At 40.7% G+C, this 14,083-nt stretch carries 14 protein-coding genes and 1 riboswitch; of the genes, 8 read left to right on the plus strand and 6 right to left on the minus strand.

What is annotated here, in order from left to right:
- Positions 1–70 precede the first annotated feature (70 nt).
- From H9N25_RS19415 to H9N25_RS19425, 3 genes are read right to left on the minus strand one after another with little or no spacing between them, the layout of a single operon-like run.
- Positions 71–685 carry a rhomboid family intramembrane serine protease gene (locus H9N25_RS19415; RefSeq protein ID WP_190326933.1) on the minus strand — a complete coding sequence of 205 codons (615 nt, stop codon included), beginning with the start codon at positions 683–685 and terminating at the stop codon, positions 71–73.
- 5 nt (positions 686–690) lie between these two features.
- A complete protein-coding gene (locus H9N25_RS19420; RefSeq protein ID WP_190326934.1) occupies positions 691–2,430 on the minus strand; it encodes a M14 family metallopeptidase in 1,740 nt (579 codons plus the stop codon).
- A gap of 30 nt (positions 2,431–2,460) precedes the next feature.
- Entirely contained in the window at positions 2,461–3,192 is a 732-nt protein-coding gene (locus H9N25_RS19425; protein ID WP_223833444.1) for a hypothetical protein, read from the minus strand.
- Positions 3,193–3,251: 59 nt separating this feature from the next.
- Here H9N25_RS19425 and pepT point away from each other — a divergent pair, with 59 nt between their 5' ends.
- Positions 3,252–4,505 (plus strand): peptidase T, encoded by a 1,254-nt coding sequence (gene pepT, locus H9N25_RS19430; protein ID WP_167295762.1) that lies wholly within the window; start codon positions 3,252–3,254, stop codon positions 4,503–4,505.
- Between the two features lie 79 nt (positions 4,506–4,584).
- Here the strand turns inward: pepT and H9N25_RS19435 are convergent, their stop codons facing one another.
- Entirely contained in the window at positions 4,585–4,914 is a 330-nt protein-coding gene (locus H9N25_RS19435; RefSeq protein WP_190326935.1) for a hypothetical protein, read from the minus strand.
- A gap of 137 nt (positions 4,915–5,051) precedes the next feature.
- On the opposite strand from H9N25_RS19435, the gene H9N25_RS25185 reads away from it, so the two are divergent.
- From H9N25_RS25185 to H9N25_RS19445, 3 genes are all read left to right on the plus strand, one after another.
- Positions 5,052–5,306, plus strand: coding sequence for an aldose epimerase family protein (locus H9N25_RS25185; RefSeq protein ID WP_255524496.1), 255 nt, complete (start codon positions 5,052–5,054; stop codon positions 5,304–5,306).
- On the plus strand, positions 5,303–5,917 hold the full coding sequence (locus tag H9N25_RS19440) for an aldose epimerase family protein (RefSeq protein ID WP_255524659.1): 615 nt from the start codon (positions 5,303–5,305) through the stop codon (positions 5,915–5,917). The genes H9N25_RS25185 and H9N25_RS19440 overlap by 4 nt, the downstream gene beginning before the upstream one ends.
- Positions 5,918–6,612: 695 nt before the next feature.
- On the plus strand, positions 6,613–7,038 hold the full coding sequence (locus tag H9N25_RS19445) for a VOC family protein (RefSeq protein ID WP_167295765.1): 426 nt from the start codon (positions 6,613–6,615) through the stop codon (positions 7,036–7,038).
- Positions 7,039–7,166: 128 nt separating this feature from the next.
- On the opposite strand, the gene H9N25_RS19450 is transcribed toward H9N25_RS19445, so the two are convergent.
- Both H9N25_RS19450 and abc-f read right to left on the minus strand, forming a co-directional pair.
- Positions 7,167–8,468 (minus strand): leucine-rich repeat-containing protein kinase family protein, encoded by a 1,302-nt coding sequence (locus H9N25_RS19450; RefSeq protein ID WP_190326936.1) that lies wholly within the window; start codon positions 8,466–8,468, stop codon positions 7,167–7,169.
- 52 nt (positions 8,469–8,520) lie between these two features.
- Entirely contained in the window at positions 8,521–10,110 is a 1,590-nt protein-coding gene (gene abc-f, locus H9N25_RS19455; RefSeq protein ID WP_190326937.1) for a ribosomal protection-like ABC-F family protein, read from the minus strand.
- Between the two features lie 455 nt (positions 10,111–10,565).
- Positions 10,566–10,654, plus strand: a riboswitch (TPP riboswitch).
- A 64-nt stretch (positions 10,655–10,718) separates the two neighbouring features.
- On the opposite strand from abc-f, the gene thiS reads away from it, so the two are divergent.
- From thiS to H9N25_RS19475, 4 genes are read left to right on the plus strand one after another with little or no spacing between them, the layout of a single operon-like run.
- Positions 10,719–10,922: a sulfur carrier protein ThiS gene (gene thiS / locus H9N25_RS19460; RefSeq protein ID WP_190326938.1), complete on the plus strand. Its 204-nt coding sequence runs from the start codon at positions 10,719–10,721 to the stop codon at positions 10,920–10,922.
- A 14-nt stretch (positions 10,923–10,936) separates the two neighbouring features.
- Entirely contained in the window at positions 10,937–12,820 is a 1,884-nt protein-coding gene (gene thiC, locus H9N25_RS19465) for a phosphomethylpyrimidine synthase ThiC (protein ID WP_190326939.1), read from the plus strand.
- 6 nt (positions 12,821–12,826) lie between these two features.
- A complete protein-coding gene (locus H9N25_RS19470) occupies positions 12,827–13,441 on the plus strand; it encodes a thiamine phosphate synthase (RefSeq protein ID WP_190326940.1) in 615 nt (204 codons plus the stop codon).
- A complete protein-coding gene (locus tag H9N25_RS19475) occupies positions 13,438–14,073 on the plus strand; it encodes a thiamine phosphate synthase (RefSeq protein ID WP_190326941.1) in 636 nt (211 codons plus the stop codon). Before H9N25_RS19470 ends, H9N25_RS19475 begins: the two co-directional genes overlap by 4 nt.
- Positions 14,074–14,083 lie beyond the last annotated feature (10 nt).

The following is a 14,083-nucleotide window of genomic DNA, read 5'->3' on the forward strand; positions in this document are numbered from 1 at the left end:
GGAAAAAACATACAGCATTTTTCATTAGGATTCCCGTATTCACAGGAATGACGATTCTTTATCATGAATACTATCGCCCTCCAGTTAACATCGCAATAAAGTTCTGTAAAATACCAGGAACAAAAATGATTGTAAAAATCAATCCGGTTAAGGCGCCGAAAAAGTGTGCATCGTGGTTGATATGATCTCTGGAATTGCGGGAAGCATAAGCACAATAAATTAAATACAAAATCCCAAAAACTACAGCAGGAATCCCGATTGGGATAAACATGATGTAAATTTTAGACATTGGATTAAACAGAATATAGCTAAAAAGCACCGCACTAATCGCTCCTGAAGCACCGAGGCTATTGTAGTTAAAATGATCTTTATGTTTAATCACGGTAGGTAGATCACTCAGCACCAACCCTAGAAAATAAAGTAATCCAAACTGCCAGCTCCCCATTAATCTTTCCAGCGTAAAGGCAAAAGCATAGAAAGTAAACATATTAAAAAATAGGTGCATCCAATCGGCATGAACCAGTCCGCTCGTAATTAATGTATATACATTCTGTCCTTTCGAAACACTAAAGGGATGCAGCATAAACTTTCCATAAAGCGAATGATCATAGAAAGCATAAAGGCTGGTAATAATGGTAAAAACGAAAATTAAGGATGCAACCGGTGCGATATTGAAGTATTCCATTGTGGCTATTTTAAATCAAGTTTTACGTCTGTAATCAAACGTGCTACCGGATATCTATTGTGTGTTTTTTCGTAATAATCAGAATTTTTATACACAAAATCAAGTTGTGCAGCTGCATTCTTCGCAAATTCGGTGTCTGAAGCTTTTTTTGCTTCCAGTTTACTTTTTAGTTCAGGGTTATTTTTTAACAGTTCTGTAGCTGTATCTTCAAAAACATAAGCTGAATAATGCTCTTTCATATCCAGAATAGAATCGAAAAAATTCCAGTTGAAGTAAGAATCAGTAGCCTGAGGTTCTAATGTTTCCACAATATACCGGTTACTCGGCTGGTTAACATATATCACAAAATCACCTGCATAATATTGCAGGTTTTGCTTAACTGCATTCACTTTTACGCCCGAGTGCAGGTAATGCCCTTCATACGGGCGAGTCCCGGTTTTAAAATCGCCGATATAATAACTTTCTACCGCAATTTTCTGATTGGCCTTAAGCTCGCTGATTTTAACATTGTTCAGTTTAAGCAAGGCAATTACATGCTCCCAGGCTTTAGGAATGATGTAGGCAACCGGTTTTTGAACGGAAACTGCGGGCTCGAACTTATTCCATTCTTTAATGGTTTTGGTGTAGGGTTTACTGCGGTCGTAATATAAACGATCAGCGCCGCTTACCATGCTTGGTTTTTGCCCTGCCTCGAAACCTTTAAAGGTCAGATCGTTTACCTTGGTTTTATCCAGCCTCCATTCTAAAGGAAATTCTTTTTGCGCAGCTACAAATTCGTCGGCCTTTCGCTTATTCTCTCCAATAATTTTTGCATCTCGTTCTACAACCTCAATATAGGTTTGCAAAAGCTTATAAGTGGCATCCACACGCAGATCGTACGATTTCAACATATGAGTTTCAGGCATAAAACCGATGGTGTTGTGCAGCGTGGTATAACCAGTAGAGTAACGGGGCGATTCGATAAAGCCTGTTATCCCGGTTTCCGGAGTTTCGCCCATTGAGTTTACATAAGGAATCATTGGATAACCCAGTTTTTCCATACCGGTATATAAATCAGGCACCAAAGTTTTGGTTAAATAATCAGAAAGGATTGGGTTTAGCTTATCTTTTTGCGTCGGGATAAGCGTCATCACATATTGATAATCGGCACCATTGCTGGTATGGGTATCTACAAATATTTCGGGTTGCCATGTGTTAAAAATAAGTTGAAATGTTGCTGAATTTTTCGAATCGGTTTTAATAAAATCACGGTTCAGATCCAGGTTTTTACCATTTCCCCTAAAACCATAGGCAACCGGGCCATTCTGGTTCGCTCTCGAAGTTCCGCTACGGTTAAAACTGCCATCTATATTGTAGAGTGGAATGATGCATATCACCACGTCTTTTGGCAGTTTACCAGCTTTAAGCAGATCGCGGGCCAACATCATCGATGCATCTATACCCTCTGGTTCGCCTGGATGAATCCCATTGTTGATCAATAAGATTCTTTTATTTTGCTTTCTGATCTGTGCTGGATCGAAAACCTGATCTCGTGATAAAACCAATAGGTGTAAAGGTTTTCCAAAATCTGTATCCCCGTAGGTTAATAGTTTGGCTTCGGGGTAAGTTTTAGCCAGGTTTTCGTAATAAGATATTGCTTCAGTATAAGTTGCGGTTTCGGTTTTTCCGCTTAATTCGAAGGGTGTTTTTTGTGCGATAGCTTTTAGCCTCATTGATAGCAAACACAACACAAAGAGTTTTCTCATGCCTTAAAGCTAAGAAATGAAATGCTGTTATTAAAGTGTTTTACGATAAGATCTGATATTACCCAACATGTATTTAAAACCTATGGTATAGGTATTATAAACATCGGGCGAGTAGTTTTTAAATTTGGCGGTCGAATCGTTATAGCCATCAAGTCCTTCGCCAAAAGTAAAGTTAGATTGCGCATTGATATTGATCACGTATCGCATATAACCGTATCCATCGTTGATGTAATAGTTAAAACCGAAGTTTAAGGGTACCACCATATTAAGGCTCTTATCTTTTCCGGGGAAAGGGCCATATCCGGGATCCACCGCTGCCCAGCTTGGTTTATACCGTACAATATCGGTAATCTTGTTGTTAATTACCCCAAGGCCCAAACCTACATACAAACCTCGTATGTTGTATAAAAATTCACTTTTATTGTAGTCTACCACTTCGCCAACCATCAATTTTACATTGGCTGTAATGGCCGTATATTTATTTACAAACTGACGGTTGTGTGGGTCGGTTTCAATATCTCCACCCTGAACCATGCCATACTGGCCCTCTAAACCTAAGGTTACAAAGGGAGTAATATAATAGTCGAATACCCCATAGGCGGTGTAGCCAAAACTTCCTTTATACACATCGGTATATGATTTGTTTACTCCTCCACCAAAACCGTACGACATTTTAAAATAATTAGATTGGGCAAAAGAAAAACTTCCTATAAAAACAAGCAGAAGGGTTATATACGTAGTTCTCAGCAAATTAAAAATCATATTGTTTTTTTACAAAAATAATATGTTTATCGAATATCTATAACTTTTAACTTTGAATTATGAGCACATACACCAACTTTAACAAATCTCTAACGCAGCGTTTTATAAAATATGCGAAGATTGATACGCAATCAGATCCAAATTCTCCCTCTTGCCCATCAACCCTAAAACAAAAAAACTTAGGCAAAGAATTGGTTCAAGAACTGCTGGAAATCGGCGTTTCTGATGCAGAAATGGACGATAACGGTTATGTGTATGGTACAATCCCCTCAAATACACACAAGCAATTACCGGTAATTTTCTTCTGTTCGCACATGGATACCTCGCCTGATTGTAGCGGCGAAAATGTTAAACCGATTATTCATGACAATTATCAAGGACAGGATTTAATTCTGCCAGATGACAACAATATTGTAATAAAACTGTCTGAACACAAAGACCTAAAGCAGCAAATTGGTAACGATATCATCACGGCTAGCGGAACAACTTTATTGGGTGCCGATAATAAGGCAGGGCTAGCAGAAATTATGGAAGCAGCTGCCTTTTTAATGAGAAATCCTGAGGTAAAACATGGAACTATAAAGCTACTTTTTACCCCCGATGAAGAAATAGGCCGTGGTGTAGACAAGGCAGACTTAAAGAAATTAGGTGCCGATTTTGGTTATACCATAGACGGGGAAACACTAGGCTCAATTGAAGATGAAACCTTTTCTGCCGATGGCGCCACCCTTAAAATTTACGGCGTAAGCACGCACCCGGGTTTCGCAAAGGGAAAGATGGAAAGTGCCATTAAGATCCTTGCTGAAATTTTAGATTCGTTGCCCAAAGATGCCCTTACACCAGAAGCTACACATCAAAAAGAAGGGTTTATCCACCCGGTGAGTATGAACGGGCAGGTAGAAGAGGCAGAAGCTCAGTTTATCATCAGAGATTTTACCGATGAGAAACTAGCCGCACACGGACAGTTTTTGGAAGAAACCGTAAAAAAGGTAATGGCTAACTATCCAAAATCTACCTACAAGCTTAATATTAAAGCACAGTACCGCAACATGAAACAGATTTTAGACCAACATCCTAAAATTGTGCAATATGGTATTGAAGCCATTGAAAGAGCTGGTGTGGTGCCCAAGCAGCAAAGTATTCGTGGTGGAACTGATGGCTCGCGACTTTCTTACATGGGTTTACCATGCCCCAATATTTTTGCCGGAGAACATGCCTTTCATAGCAAACAAGAATGGGTAAGCGTACAGGATATGGAAAAAGCTGTGCAAACCATTATTAACATTGCTTCTATCTGGGAAGAGAAGGGATAAGTCCTAAGTCTTGAGGCAGTAGTCATGAGTCTAATAATCGATTAATAAGGACTCATGACTGACGACTTTGGACTAAGCACTAATAAGAAGCTTGTCCAATATCTAAGCGCTCTATTTTTCCTTCCTTATTCAGCTGAAATTTAAAAAAGGTTTTAAAATCGCCCCATTGGTCGGAGTGGAAATGACCATACACCTCTAATCCGTTGTTTTCAACTTTATCTATACTGGTAAAACGCTCATGGCCCAGCGCTTTCTTAAAGAAATTATTAAATTTCATCTGGTTCCCGTCATCATAAAAGGCAACCTCGGCAGCAAATAAAGGAAACCATGTTTTTTCGTCGCCTTTTTGCAATGCGGTAATGGCGGCCTTTACTTTTGCATTTGATAATTTTTTTAAATCTATCGCCATAGGTATCTGATTTTTTTGAGCGAATTAAATGCGCAGGTAATAAAATAACAGGGCATTAAGCTTTATATTAGCTTAATGATCAAAATTAATAAAAAAGATGTTTTTAAAGCTCATCTTTTTGTTACTTTTAGCTTGTAATGATAACTCTCGAGAACGACTATATAAAAGTTAGCCTGGCGGCTAAAGGCGCAGAACTTCAAGGCTTATTTAGTAAAGAAACCAAGCTGGAATATTTATGGAATGCCAATCCAAAATATTGGGCAAAACACAGTCCGGTTTTATTTCCTATTGTTGGTTCATTAAAAAACAATAGTTTTATTTACCAGGGTAAAAGCTATGAGCTACCCCGTCACGGTTTCGCCCGGATCATGTTTTTAATTTCGAAAAAATAAGTGATACCGAAGCTGTTTTTACGTTAACCCAAAACGAAGATACCTTAAAAGTATATCCCTTTTATTTTGAACTGAAACTGAGGTATCAATTAATAGATAGAAAACTGAACTTAACTTACGAGGTAAAAAATACAGGTACTGCCGAGCTTTTATTCTCAATTGGTGCACACCCTGCATTTGCTGTGCCCAATACGCCCAATACGGTTTACGAAGATTACTACCTGGCCTTTAATGCCGATGAGAAATTAACTTTCTGGAAACTTGAAGATGGATTAGTAGCCAACGAAACGGAGCTCATTGAACTGGGAGGTCACAGGTTAAACCTTAAACATAGCCTGTTTTATAACGATGCATTGGTTTTTAAAACCCTGCAGAGCAATTGTATTAGTTTACTTAACACCAAAAACGATTATGGCCTGCATTTCCATTTCGAAGAATTTCCTTTCTTTGGCATATGGGCCGCCACCGATGCGCCATTTATTTGCTTGGAGCCTTGGTGCGGAGTTGCTGATGGTGTTAACCACGATCAGGAATTAGCACGTAAAGAAGGTATAATAAAACTTGATATAGGCGAAAACTGGTCGCGGTTTTGGGAAGTAGAGTGTTTCTAAAACTGGTATTGATGTAATAAAATAACACAACAGCTTTCATTTCTTAATCTATATTAGGCGAGTTGGTTTTTATTACTTGCTGTAATGTACAAGATCAAGTTGGCGGCCATTGTTTGTTTTATACTAACACTTACCTTTATTCACCTTAAAATTCTGTCGCCACGGTGTAGTGAAAATCACTACCTATTAAGGGGTATTTTTACCTTTTAATTTGATGTTAACATGTTGATAACTATATTTATTATGTTAAAATTAAATCAACGGGACGATTTAGATTGAAACGAGCAGCCTTTCAGCAATGAAAGGCTCTTTTTTTTGCAAAAAACACGCCCCCAAAAGAGGACGTGTTTACTCAAACTAAAATTATTTTGGGACGATTGAGAATTAATTCAAACAAATGTTTAATACCCTGATACAAATATGAAAAAGATATGAGAAATATTCCCGTTCAATTTTATTCATCTGTAAAAGAATAACTTACCCAAAAGCTACTATAAAATGAATAAAACATTTTAGTCTATTTAAAATAGTATTTTCTCAAGTTCAGCACCCGATTTAAACTCATCGCAACAAAGTGGAACCATACAAGCTTATTAATTTAAAGATGTCAAAAACGCCCTTACATTTGTCTCAAGCGCACCCATTTTGTCATTGCTAAGCGCTGTAACTTAGTTGTAAACAAAATAAATAAGATTATGGCTACCATGCACCCTTACTTAAACTTCGACGGCCAGGCCGAAGAAGCTTTTAATTTTTATAAGTCGGTTTTTGGAGGAGAATTTACCTTCTTTGCAAAAATGAGCGATGCACCCGAATCGGACAAATTAACGGAAGCGGAAAAAAACCGCGTAATGCATGTAGCGCTACCCATTAATGAACATACCACTTTAATGGCGTCTGATTGTGTACCTTCTGCTGGGCATGTACTTAAAGAAGGTAATAACATGTATATTAACATCCAGGCGGAGAGCCGAGAAGATGCCGATCGCCTATTTAATGGCCTTTCAGCAGGTGGCACCATCGAAATGCCAATGGAAGATATGTTCTGGGGCGATTACTTCGGTAGCTTTAAAGACAGGTTCGGTATCCAATGGATGGTTAATTTTAGTAATGCTCAATAATTTGATAGCTGCTAAAGCCCATATAGGTGCATCGTCATTGCTTCGTTGTTCCCTCTCACAATGACGCCCCTTCTATTGGAATATGTTATTGATAGCCTCCAATTATCATTGGGGGCTATTTCTTGCAGCTAAATATTAGCTAATGCCTTAACCAGATCCCGAAAACCAGGTCGCTCTAACGGCGATGCAACTAAACAGGCATCTCTTAAGGCAGCCAAAGCATCCGAACATGTTTCGTTTACCGCTCCGTTTTTTAAAGAAAGTAAATCATCAAGCAGGTAACCATAAGCACTCACTTCTATCCGTTCCAGCGCAAAGGCAAGTGTAGCATCAGCCAGATCATAAAAACTTGCAGCACCGAAATCACCGAACAAGGTACTTCCCTCATCATCAATCAGGATATTGTGCGCATATAAATCGCCATGCATAATCCCGGCCTCGTGCAGTTGCGCAGCTAGGGAGGCAATGGTTTTGGCAATGCTCAATATCTGGTTTTCTGACAGCTGCATCCCTTCAGGAAAAACATCCCTGGTGCAGCTTTCTAAACTCGGCGGATTGCCCAGGTTATAAAAATGATGCGGAATGAGGTCCATCACCAGCCCTTTTTTATCCTCCGGGTGCAGGGCAATCTGTCCGATTAAATTAACCAAACCAGGATGGTAACCCGCTGCAATGTAGGCCGTCATTTCATCTTCCGGCAAACCATCGCTGGTTACATTGCCTTTAAATATTTTAACGGCCACCTCTTGAGTTTCATCACCAATAGTCCTGTTTGCTTTCGAAATAATGCCCGAAGCACCCTCACCCAATAAATGGTTAATCTCTAAATCGTGCCAATTAATCAACGAAAGTGTTTCTACAGCAGGTGTTTTACTAAAGTTGTTCCCCGAAAATGCAATCCACGAAAGTTTAGGCATCGTAGCCGCCCATTGTGGCAGTTCATGCAGTTTATTGGCGGCAATACGCAGCAACGATAAATTTTGGCAATTGCTTAATTCATCAGGCAATTGCGTTAAACGGTTACCCGATAACATCAGCTTTTGCATCCGCCTACACTGCCCAATCTCTTTAGGCAATTCGGCAATGTTGTTATTTGTTAAAATCAGCCAGCGGAGATTAGGATTCAGCGATTTCGCCGGCACCGATACAATCTGGTTAGATTTAAAACCTGCAATATCCAACAAAGGGCAGTCGCCTAGTACCTCTGGCATCACCTTAAAAAGGTTTTCAGAACAAAAGAAAATCTTCAATTTCTTTAAACGCCCAAAATCTGCAGGAAGGGCGCTTAGCTTGTTAAAAGAAAGGTCCAATACTTCCAGTGTATCAGCCAAATCGAATATTTCCCTTGGGAATTCCGTTAAATTTTCAGAAAGTTTTAACGATACCGCTCCTTTAAGTTTTCCGCTTTGTAATGCTAACAGGTTTTGCATGGACCTCTGGTTTTAATTTAAAACGAAGATAAGGCTAAGTTTTGTTTAAAGATCAATTTAAGTCTATTGTATGCTCTACTGCTATCTGGTCTAAGAAATATTCATCATGCGATACCACCAAAAGTGTTCCTTGGTATTCATTAATGGCTGCCGTTAAAATTTCTATATTCTGGATATCGAGGTTATTCGTAGGCTCATCGAGGATCATAAGGTCGGGCGATTGGTTGCTGATGGTTAACGAACAAAGAATCAACCGCATTTTTTCGCCACCGCTTAAGGCTAAGCAAGGCTTATTCCATTCGGTTTTATCAAATAAAAACCGGCTTAAACGGATTTTTACTTCATGCTCCTGTAATGCACCCAAGTTATATTGTTGCGCCTGCTCGTAAACGGTAAGTTGATTATCAATCAACGAATAATCCTGATCAATATATATGGAGCTAATGCCAGCTTGATTTAAACTTCCCGTCGAGGGCTGCAGCTGATCCAAAATAAGCCTAATCAAGGTGGTTTTGCCTGAACCGTTTCTGCCTTTTATTGCGTAACGTCCGCCACTAAAAATCTGAAAGCTAATTGGTTCTTTCCAAATGAACTGATTGTGGAAAGCAAAGTTGATTTCCTTAGCCGCCAAAATACTTTTTCCTTTATGCAAGGTAGGCTGATTGAAACCGATTTTCATTTTATCGGCATCGGGTAATGCGGAACGCAGTTGGCTCATTTCGGTCGAAATATGCTCGAGTTTTTCTGCGTGCACCCCCTTCAGCTTTGCGGTACTTTTTTCTGCATTATTTTTTAACGTATTCATAGAAATGGTCGGTAATCCGGCTTTTTCCTGTTTTTTCTTCCCTCTGGCATCAAGCTTCTGTTGCCGCTCCAGCGATTCCCTTTCTACCTCTTTAGCCTTACGCAGTGCTTTTCCCCTCGCTTTTAAATCATTGTATAAAGCCTCATTTTCAGTTTTCTTTTGTGCCGCATAGAAATCGTAATTTCCGCCGTACAAGGTTATTCCCTGCTTACTTAATTCGTAAACTTTTTCCATTTGGTTTAATAAAGTCCGGTCGTGACTCACTACCACAAAAGTAGCCCTGGCCGACCGGATATAATCATATAACCTGTTTCTACCTTCCAGATCCAAATGATTGGTCGGCTCGTCCAGCAAAACAATATCCGGGCGATGTATGGTGATGCCAGCTAAAAATACGCTGGTTTTTTGCCCGCCGCTTAACCTTTCCATTTTCTGGTTTACATCTAAATCTTTCAATCGCCAATGGCTTAAGGCTTCCGCACAACGTTCCTCAATGGTCCAGTCATCATTGAGTATGGCCATGTTATCGTCGGTTACTTCTCCCTTGAGGATTTCGTTCAGTGCTTTTAGTTTATCTTCAATCCTAAGTGCCTGCGCAATCGTCAAATCATTAAACTGGCCAAAAAGCTGAGGTATATAATAGGGTGGCGATTCTGTTTTTGCATACCCGGCGGTTGGCATAAGTTTGCCTGCTAAAATTTTTAAAAGTGTCGATTTCCCTGCACCATTATGGCCAATGAGTGCAATTTTTTCGCATTTGTTGATGGTGAGATTTAAATCTGAAAACAGTAAATCTCCATTAGCGTGGATATAGCTAGCTCCTTGTAGATTAAGCATAAATTTCTTTTTATTGGTAAATAATTGCAGGAGCGGAAATGCTCTGCCTGTTATCTATTTTTCTGAAAAGAAATTAATCTTACATCTATCGGGCGATTTTGGTGATGGTGCAAAGGTAAGGAATTTTTACGTTTTGCAAAAGGCGGGTGGCTAGTTCACGGTCTTTAGTCCGAGTTTTGGGAGAAAAGTGTCGTCATTGCGAGAAGGCTTTTTCAGCCGACGAAGCAATCTTACAACGATCGCTAGTGGCGTGCGATTTAAGATTATTCATTCTTGCTAGTGTTTTTATTGGTATTCATGACCTCTCTATGTTCGGTTGGCTTCGTGCCTCGCAATCGCAGAGCCTCTGGGTTCTTCACTGCACTCAAAACGATAACAATACAGTTATCGATAAAGTATAGATTTTATCTATATCAATTTTTATTTGCATTAGAAATTTAATCGCATATATTTACAAAAAACTTTAGGGGTGCCTACGTGCTGAGAAATACCCTTTGAACCTGATGCAGTTAGTACTGCCGAAGGGAAAAGTGAAAGCAATTTAACATTGCTGTCTTTTCGATCTCCATTTTGGGGCAATCTCTATAGTTTTTCCAATTTTTTAAAATATGGAAGTAACTATAAACAATCAAAACTATCTGCTCAACGAGGCTTGTTCCATCGAACAGATGCTTACTGCTGTCATTTCAACGGAAACAAATGGCCTTGCCATTGCCGTAAACCAAACCATTATTCCCAAATCAGACTGGGCAACCCATGTATTAAAGCCAGCCGATCAGGTTATACTTATAAAAGCCACTCAAGGCGGATAAAAACAGCTACTCATATGAAACAAGAAAAAACACCGAACCAAGAAGTAATCAGCCGCAGTCCTTTTCCGGCCTCACGCAAAATTTTTGTATCTGGAAAAATCCACGATATCCAGGTGGCCATGCGCGAAATCAGTTTAACGGAAACCAAAATCCACAATGGCTTTGGCTTAACCGAACCTAATCCGCCTGTAACCGTTTACGATACCAGCGGACCATATACCGATCCTAATGTTGTGATCGACGTAAAAAAAGGCTTGCCCCGAATCAGAGAGCAATGGATAAAAGACAGACTTGACGTAGAAGAGCTCCCTCAATTATCTTCTGCTTACGGACAACAGCGCCTGGCCGATGAGAAGCTTGATGCTTTACGCTTTAATTTCATCAACAAACCCTACAAAGCGCAGGCTGGCGCCAATGTATCTCAAATGCATTATGCAAAAAAAGGCATCATTACAGCCGAAATGGAATACATCGCCATTAGGGAAAACCAACAGATCGAACTACTCAACGCACAATTGGGCGAGCAGCACGATGTAATGAACCACCAGCACCAGGGCAATAGCTTTGGCGCAAATACCCCTAAAGGCTACATTACACCCGAATTTGTAAGGGCAGAGGTAGCGGCCGGTAGGGCAGTAATCCCCTGCAACATCAATCATCCCGAGCTCGAGCCTATGATTATTGGCCGAAACTTTCTGGTCAAAATTAACGCCAATATCGGTAACTCGGCCGTTACTTCTACCATTGAAGAAGAAGTAGAAAAAGCCGTTTGGGCCTGCCGTTGGGGAGCCGATACCATTATGGATTTGTCAACAGGGAAAAATATCCACGAAACCCGCGAATGGATTATCCGCAATTCGCCCGTACCCATCGGTACCGTTCCGATTTATCAGGCCCTTGAAAAAGTAAACGGTAAAGCCGAAGACCTCACCTGGGAAATTTTCCGCGATACTTTAATTGAGCAGGCCGAACAAGGTGTAGATTATTTTACCATCCATGCTGGTGTCTTACTTCGTTATGTACCATTAACAGCGAAAAGAATCACCGGCATTGTTTCACGTGGCGGATCTATTATGGCCAAATGGTGCCTGGCCCATCACAAAGAAAACTTCCTGTATACCCATTTCGAAGAAATCTGCGAAATTATGAAAGCTTACGATGTAGCCTTTTCGTTAGGCGATGGTTTAAGACCCGGCTGTATTGCCGATGCCAACGATGCCGCACAGTTTTCTGAATTGGAAACGCTGGGCGAGCTGACCAAAATAGCCTGGAAACATGATGTACAAACCATTATAGAGGGACCAGGGCACGTACCCATGCACCTGATTAAAGCCAATATGGAAAAACAGCTCGATCATTGCGGCGAAGCTCCTTTTTATACTTTAGGGCCTTTAACTACCGATATTGCGCCGGGTTACGACCACATTACCTCGGCCATCGGTGCAGCCATGATCGGTTGGTTTGGAACAGCCATGCTCTGTTATGTAACCCCGAAAGAACATTTAGGCTTACCAAACAAAAAAGATGTAAAAGACGGCGTGATCACCTATAAAATTGCTGCGCATGCAGCCGATTTAGCTAAAGGTCACCCCGGCGCACAATACCGCGATAATGCTTTAAGTAAGGCACGGTTCGAGTTTAGGTGGGAAGATCAGTTTAATTTATCGCTCGATCCCGATACGGCAAAAGAATTCCATGACGAAACCCTGCCAGCCGAAGGCGCCAAGATTGCGCATTTCTGTTCGATGTGCGGCCCCAATTTCTGCTCGATGAAAATTACGCAGGATGTGAGGGAGTATGCTGCAAAACAAGGTGTGGAAGCAGAAGAAGCTTTGGCGCAGGGCATGCAGGAAAAATCGAAAGAATTTACCCAAAAAGGAAGCGAAATTTATTCTTAAGCTGCCATGGAACTGATTGTAATCGCCAAGCCAACCCTTTTTAAGGAAGAATGCCATCTTGTAAATCAGCTTTTCGAAGCCGGTTTACAGGTTTTTCATTTGCGTAAGGATAATGCCGATGAAACCGGGTACCGAAAAATTGTAGAAGGGATCTCACCCGAATACCATCCACGCATTGCCCTGCACCATTTCCATGCCTTGGCCAACGATTATAATATTAAAAGAATCCACCATACCGAAAGCTTCAGAAAAAATTTAACGACCAATATACTGCCCAAAAACCATATACTAAGCACTTCTATCCATCAATTATCAGCAATTGATGATATTGCCCCGTATCACTACAGTTTTTTTGGTCCCGTATTTAACAGCTTCTCCAAGCCCGGTTACATGGGGGTTATTCCTCCAGATTTTCATTTAAATAAGCCTAACAGCAATACAAAATTAATCGCTTTGGGCGGCATTGGCCTCAACCAGATCGATCAGGTAAAAAAAATGAACTTCGATGGCGTTGCGCTATTGGGTTGTGTCTGGAACGATCCTTCCCAGGCCCTAACTACTTTTAAAAAAGCCCAGGCCAAATGCCTTGCTTATACTCAACATTTAACAATACAACCATGATCCAGCCCTTACAATATATTTCGCAAGCCCCTAAAACAGGCACGCATATCGACGCCATTGAGCAGGTGCTCCAAGCTGGCGGAAAATGGATCCAGCTGCGCATTAAAAACCAGGCCGAAAGCGAAATCCTGCCTTTTGCGAAAGCCGCGCAGGCTTTATGCGAAACTTACGGTGCCAAATTAATCATAAACGATTATCCGCAGCTGGCGAAAGCCGTAAACAGTTATGGTGTGCATTTGGGTCTGCAGGATATGCCCATTCTTGAAGCCAGAAAAATTATTGGCAAACACCAGATTATCGGCGGTACAGCCAATACTTTCGAACATATCCAGCAAAGGGTAGCCGAAGGGGCCGATTATATCGGTTTGGGTCCGTTCAGGTTTACGCGTACAAAAGAAAATCTGAGCCCCATTGTAGGTTTGGAAGGTTACCAGAAGTTAATGGAAAAAGTGCGACAGGCTGGCATTAGCACACCCATTATTGCCATAGGTGGTATTGAAACAGCAGATATTCCGGCTATACTCGAAACCGGAATTTACGGAATTGCCATCTCGGCAGCACTCACCAACCAAACACAAACGGCTGCGGTTCTTGAAGAAATCAACAGCAAGTTCAGTATTCATTCGATTTAAAAATTACAGA

The sequence above is a fragment of the Pedobacter riviphilus genome (assembly GCF_014692875.1).
In the GTDB taxonomy this organism is placed as follows: Bacteria; Bacteroidota; Bacteroidia; order Sphingobacteriales; family Sphingobacteriaceae; genus Pedobacter; species Pedobacter riviphilus.

Coding starts and splice junctions, on each gene's coding strand:
- H9N25_RS19415 (WP_190326933.1), bottom strand. CDS start 685: ATGGAATACTTCAATATCGCACCGGTTGCATCCTTAATTTTCGTTTTT.
- H9N25_RS19420 (WP_190326934.1), bottom strand. CDS start 2,430: ATGAGAAAACTCTTTGTGTTGTGTTTGCTATCAATGAGGCTAAAAGCT.
- H9N25_RS19425 (WP_223833444.1), bottom strand. CDS start 3,192: ATGATTTTTAATTTGCTGAGAACTACGTATATAACCCTTCTGCTTGTT.
- pepT (WP_167295762.1), top strand. CDS start 3,252: ATGAGCACATACACCAACTTTAACAAATCTCTAACGCAGCGTTTTATA.
- H9N25_RS19435 (WP_190326935.1), bottom strand. CDS start 4,914: ATGGCGATAGATTTAAAAAAATTATCAAATGCAAAAGTAAAGGCCGCC.
- H9N25_RS25185 (WP_255524496.1), top strand. CDS start 5,052: ATGATAACTCTCGAGAACGACTATATAAAAGTTAGCCTGGCGGCTAAA.
- H9N25_RS19445 (WP_167295765.1), top strand. CDS start 6,613: ATGGCTACCATGCACCCTTACTTAAACTTCGACGGCCAGGCCGAAGAA.
- H9N25_RS19450 (WP_190326936.1), bottom strand. CDS start 8,468: ATGCAAAACCTGTTAGCATTACAAAGCGGAAAACTTAAAGGAGCGGTA.
- abc-f (WP_190326937.1), bottom strand. CDS start 10,110: ATGCTTAATCTACAAGGAGCTAGCTATATCCACGCTAATGGAGATTTA.
- thiS (WP_190326938.1), top strand. CDS start 10,719: ATGGAAGTAACTATAAACAATCAAAACTATCTGCTCAACGAGGCTTGT.
- thiC (WP_190326939.1), top strand. CDS start 10,937: ATGAAACAAGAAAAAACACCGAACCAAGAAGTAATCAGCCGCAGTCCT.
- H9N25_RS19470 (WP_190326940.1), top strand. CDS start 12,827: ATGGAACTGATTGTAATCGCCAAGCCAACCCTTTTTAAGGAAGAATGC.
- H9N25_RS19475 (WP_190326941.1), top strand. CDS start 13,438: ATGATCCAGCCCTTACAATATATTTCGCAAGCCCCTAAAACAGGCACG.